Annotated in this window: 4 protein-coding genes; 1 reads left to right on the top strand and 3 read right to left on the bottom strand. The window is 63.1% G+C overall.

The genetic code is table 11. The features are described 5' to 3' along the window. Together ENZ74_RS23485 and ENZ74_RS23490 are read right to left on the bottom strand one after the other, a co-directional pair. Positions 1-965: ATP-binding protein (locus ENZ74_RS23485; RefSeq protein WP_245470990.1), on the bottom strand; the 965-nt coding region annotated here is incomplete at its 3' end. A 450-nt stretch (positions 966-1,415) separates the two neighbouring features. Beyond that, positions 1,416-1,985 carry an NADPH-dependent FMN reductase gene (locus tag ENZ74_RS23490; RefSeq protein WP_063169841.1) on the bottom strand — a complete coding sequence of 190 codons (570 nt, stop codon included), beginning with the start codon at positions 1,983-1,985 and terminating at the stop codon, positions 1,416-1,418. 177 nt (positions 1,986-2,162) lie between these two features. Here ENZ74_RS23490 and ENZ74_RS23495 point away from each other — a divergent pair, with 177 nt between their 5' ends. Continuing rightward, positions 2,163-3,530 (top strand): cytochrome P450, encoded by a 1,368-nt coding sequence (locus ENZ74_RS23495; protein ID WP_013528196.1) that lies wholly within the window; start codon positions 2,163-2,165, stop codon positions 3,528-3,530. A gap of 29 nt (positions 3,531-3,559) precedes the next feature. On the opposite strand, the gene ENZ74_RS23500 is transcribed toward ENZ74_RS23495, so the two are convergent. Then, positions 3,560-4,360, bottom strand: an 801-nt coding sequence (locus ENZ74_RS23500; RefSeq protein WP_164761156.1) for a complex I NDUFA9 subunit family protein, incomplete at its 5' end; no start/stop codon positions are given.

Genomic DNA, 4,360 nt, shown 5'->3' on the forward strand with positions numbered 1-4,360 from the left:
CCAGAGGATTCGCCATAGCCGGTGATCTGACGCGTCAGCGCGCCGCGGAAGCCGGCCAGATGCGTGCCGCCATCGCGCTGCGGGATGTTGTTGGTGAAGGCCAGCACGTTCTCGTGGTAGCTGTCGTTCCACCACATCGCCACTTCGACGGTGATCCCGTCGCGCTCCGCCCGGATGGCGATCGGCTTGTCGATCAGCGGTTTCTTGACGCGATCGAGATATTTGACGAATTCTTCGAGGCCTCCATCGTAGTGCAGTTCATGGCGCACGACATCGGCGTGACGGGCATCGGTCAAAATGATGCGCACGCCGGAATTGAGGAAGGCAAGCTCGCGCAGCCGGTGTTCCAGCGTGCCGAAGTCGAACTCGACCATGGTGAAGGTCTCGGCCGACGGGAAGAAGGTGATCTGGCTGCCGCTGCGGCCCTCATAGGTGCCCGGCTGCTTGTCCTGCTCATAGGTGCCGGTCGCCTTCAGAGGTGCGTCGGCATTGCCATGCGTGAAACTCATCTCGAAGATCTGGCCGTTGCGGCGGATCTTCAGCTTTAGCCACGCCGACAGCGCGTTGACCACCGAGACGCCGACGCCATGCAGGCCGCCCGAGACCTTGTAGGAATTCTGGTCGAACTTGCCGCCGGCATGCAGCTGCGTCATGATCACTTCGGCCGCCGAAATGCCTTCTCCGGTGTGGATATCGGTCGGAATTCCGCGGCCATTGTCGATCACAGTGACCGAACCATCGGGGTTGAGCGTCACGGTGACGAGGTCGGCGTGACCGGCCAGCGCCTCGTCGATGGCGTTGTCGACCACTTCATAGACCATGTGATGCAGGCCCGAGCCGTCGTCTGTATCACCGATATACATTCCGGGGCGTTTGCGGACAGCGTCCAACCCCTTCAAAACCTTGATGGAATCGGCGCCGTATTCGGCTTCAGCGCCGTTGTTGTTGTCGATCTGATCGCTCATGAAAACCTGTTGTCTGGATGCCGCCTGCACAGCGCGAAAAGTCCGCGCCGAATCGCGCCTCTGATATCGACTAGATATAGGCGCAAAAGGCGGTTTTTCCAAGGTTTGCAGGCATTTCACTGGGAATGGCCGGCTGCCAATGGCGGGCCTCCGCCGGCCCCCATTTCACTTCGGCCAGCGGTCCTTGAGAAACCTTGATCATGAACTTGTATCTCGGCGCCAGCCGCCTGCTGCGGTCGCGCCCCGGCGTCATGTCGGGCGGGCGGCCGGATCAGGCGGTGGTCGTCGTTGGCGATGACCAGGGCCAGGCGCCACCACTGCGGTGGCGGTGGTGAGCATAGGCAGCAAGGCAAACAGCAAGCGCAAATCGAACTGCCCCCCAGTTCGTTCCTGTGCACGACCACCTCTCTATGGCAGCAAACCGGGGTTTTTTGCGGAAGACCAGCGTTTTCAGCCTGCCCGCATCGGCTTCAAAGCCTCGCTCCAGCGCAGCAGCCCGTCGAGCATGGTTTTGGCTCCGCCCTGCACCTGTTCGCTGGCGTTGAAAGCGCCATTTTCGTCGAGCAGTTTCTGGTACATCGGCAGCGCGACGCCTTCCGGGATCGGCATGACACCTACCGAGGTCAGCAGCGGCTTCAGCGCTTGCGCCGCGCGCAGGCCGCCGGAGACGCCGCCATAGCTGAAAATGGCGGCTGCCTTGTACTTCCATTCGCGCGAGAGATAGTCGATCGCGTTGACGATCGCCGGCGCCACGAAATAATTGTATTCCGGCGCCACGAAGACGAAGGCATCGGCGGCATCGATCGCCTTGGACCAGGCTTTGGTATGATCGTTCTGGTAGTTGCCAAGCCTTGGATGGTGCGGTTCGTCCAGCACCGGAAGCTTGAACGCATCGATGTCGGTCAGTACAGGCTCGAATTTCCCGTGCTCGCGCGCGAACCTCTCCAGCCACTCGGCAAAAATCGGTCCGGCGCGGCCTGGCCGCGTGCTGCCGATGATGATGTTCAACTGGTGCTTCAAGCTGGGCTCCTGCGGTGGCGGTATCCATTGGTGACTGCCACCTAGGGCATGCCGCTCGGGGCAACAAGAAGGCACCTCGCGGTAACCGGTCACATTCCGGAGAGTAGGGCCTTGCCGTTCGGTCACATGGACGCCTGCTTTGCGGCCCACTACATTGGGTCATCAGCGGAGCACAGCATGGACATCCAGCCCGCCCCCTTCATTCCCCCGGCGCCGAAGCCGCGCACGACGCCGCCCTCGACGCTAGAGATGATCCGCATCGTCTACCGCAACCCGCTCGAATTGTGGGGTGAGCATACCTACAACGAGCCGTGGATCTCGGCGAACGGCGTTGGCGGACATCTGATCGTCGCCAATGATCCCGCCCTGATCCGGCATGTGCTGGTCGACAACGCCAGGAACTACAAGATGGCGACGGTGCGCCAGAAGATCCTGCGGCCGATCCTGCGCGACGGCCTGCTCACCGCCGAGGGCGAGGTCTGGAAGCGGTCGCGCAAGGCGATGGCGCCGGTGTTCACGCCGCGCCACATCTTCGGCTTCGCCCAGCCGATGCTGAGGCGCACGCAGGACTTCGTCACCCGTTACGAAGACGGCGGCACGTCTGACATCGCCCATGACATGACGCTGCTCACTTATGACATCCTGGCCGAGACGCTGTTTTCCGGCGAGATATCAGGCGAGCCCGGCAGTTTCGCCAACGAGATCGACCGCCTGTTCGAGACCATGGGTCGCGTCGATCCGCTCGACCTGTTGCGTGCGCCCGACTGGCTGCCGAGGCTGACCCGCATCCGTGGCCGCAAGACCATGGCCTATTTCCGCAAGATCGTCACCGACACGGTCAAGATGCGCGAAGCGAAATTCAAGCGCGATCCCGATGCCGTGCCGCAGGATTTCCTGACACTGCTGCTCAAGGCCGAGGGACCCGACGGACTGACGCGGGCCGAGGTCGAGGACAATATCATCACCTTCATCGGCGCCGGCCATGAGACGACGGCGCGTGCGCTCGGCTGGACGCTCTATTGCCTGGCTGAATCACCGTGGGAGCGCAACCGGGTCGAGCAGGAGATCGACCAGGTGCTGGCGCGCGAGCCCGATCCGACGAAATGGCTCGATGCCATGCCCTTCACGCGCGCGGCTTTCGACGAAGCGCTCAGGCTCTATCCGCCGGCGCCGTCGATCAACCGCGAGCCGATCGAACCGGAAATGTGGAAGGATCTTCATATCCCCAAGCACGCCGCGGTGCTGGTGATGCCTTGGGTCGTGCATCGCCACAGGAAACTGTGGGACCGGCCGGATGCCTTCCTGCCGGAACGCTTCCACCCGGGAAATCGCGAAAAGATCGACCGCTTCCAGTATCTGCCGTTTGGCGCCGGCCCACGCGTCTGCATCGGCGCCAGCTTCGCCATGCAGGAGGCGATCATCGCGCTGGCGATCATGCTGTCGCGCTTCCGCTTCGACACCACCGCCGAAACGAAACCCTGGCCGGTACAGAAACTGACCACGCAGCCGCAAGGCGGTCTACCGATGCAGGTCACGCCGCGTTAGGCGTGACACCTTCAGGCAGTTGCGCCGAATTAGGCCGCGGGCTTGCGTTGCTGGAACTGGCCGGCGGCGCGGTAGCGCCAGAGATAGCTGGGCAGGATCGTCGCGATCGACTGCGGCTGGATGCCTAGCCCCGCAAGCGTCCTGTTGGTCTGGTTGGCGGCGTCCGAAACGATGTTGTGCTCGCGCAGCTGCATCACCTGGTCCTTGGTCAGCAGCGGGTTGGGCAGGAGACCGAGGATCGAGGCCTGGATGTTGGCCACCCACCACGGAACCGGCACCAGCAGCCGCTTGCGCTCGATCACGTCGAGCAGCTCTTCCATACACTGCTTGAAGGTGAGCACCTTCGGTCCGCCGAGTTCATAGATCTGGCCGCCATCCACCTTGCCGTCGACCGAGCGCGCCACCGCTTCGGCCACGTCGCCGACATAGACCGGCTGAAACTTGGTCTGGCCGCCGCCGATCAGCGGCAGCACCGGCGAATAGCGCGCCATGTTGGCGAAGCGGTTGAAGAAGCCGTCTTCGGGTCCGAAATTGATCGACGGCCGGAAGATCACGGCGTCCTTGATCGTCTCCAGCACAGCCTTTTCGCCAAGCGCCTTGGTGCGCGCGTAGTCTGATTCGGAGTCCAGATCGGCGCCAAGCGCAGAAATGTGGGTCAGGCCGGCGCCGACCGAGCGCGCGGCCTCGGCCACTGCGCGGGCGCCGAACTCGTGCACGGCGGAGAATTTCTGCCGGCCGCTCTCATGCAGGATGGCGACCAGATTGACGACATGGTCGGCGCCTTGCACGGCGCGGTCTACCGACCAGCGCACGCGCACATTGGCCTGGAC

The sequence above is a fragment of the Mesorhizobium sp. M7A.F.Ca.CA.002.15.2.1 genome, assembly GCF_003998715.1.
In the GTDB taxonomy this organism is placed as follows: Bacteria; Pseudomonadota; Alphaproteobacteria; order Rhizobiales; family Rhizobiaceae; genus Mesorhizobium; species Mesorhizobium ciceri.

Coding starts and splice junctions, on each gene's coding strand:
- ENZ74_RS23495 (WP_013528196.1), top strand. CDS start 2,163: ATGGACATCCAGCCCGCCCCCTTCATTCCCCCGGCGCCGAAGCCGCGC.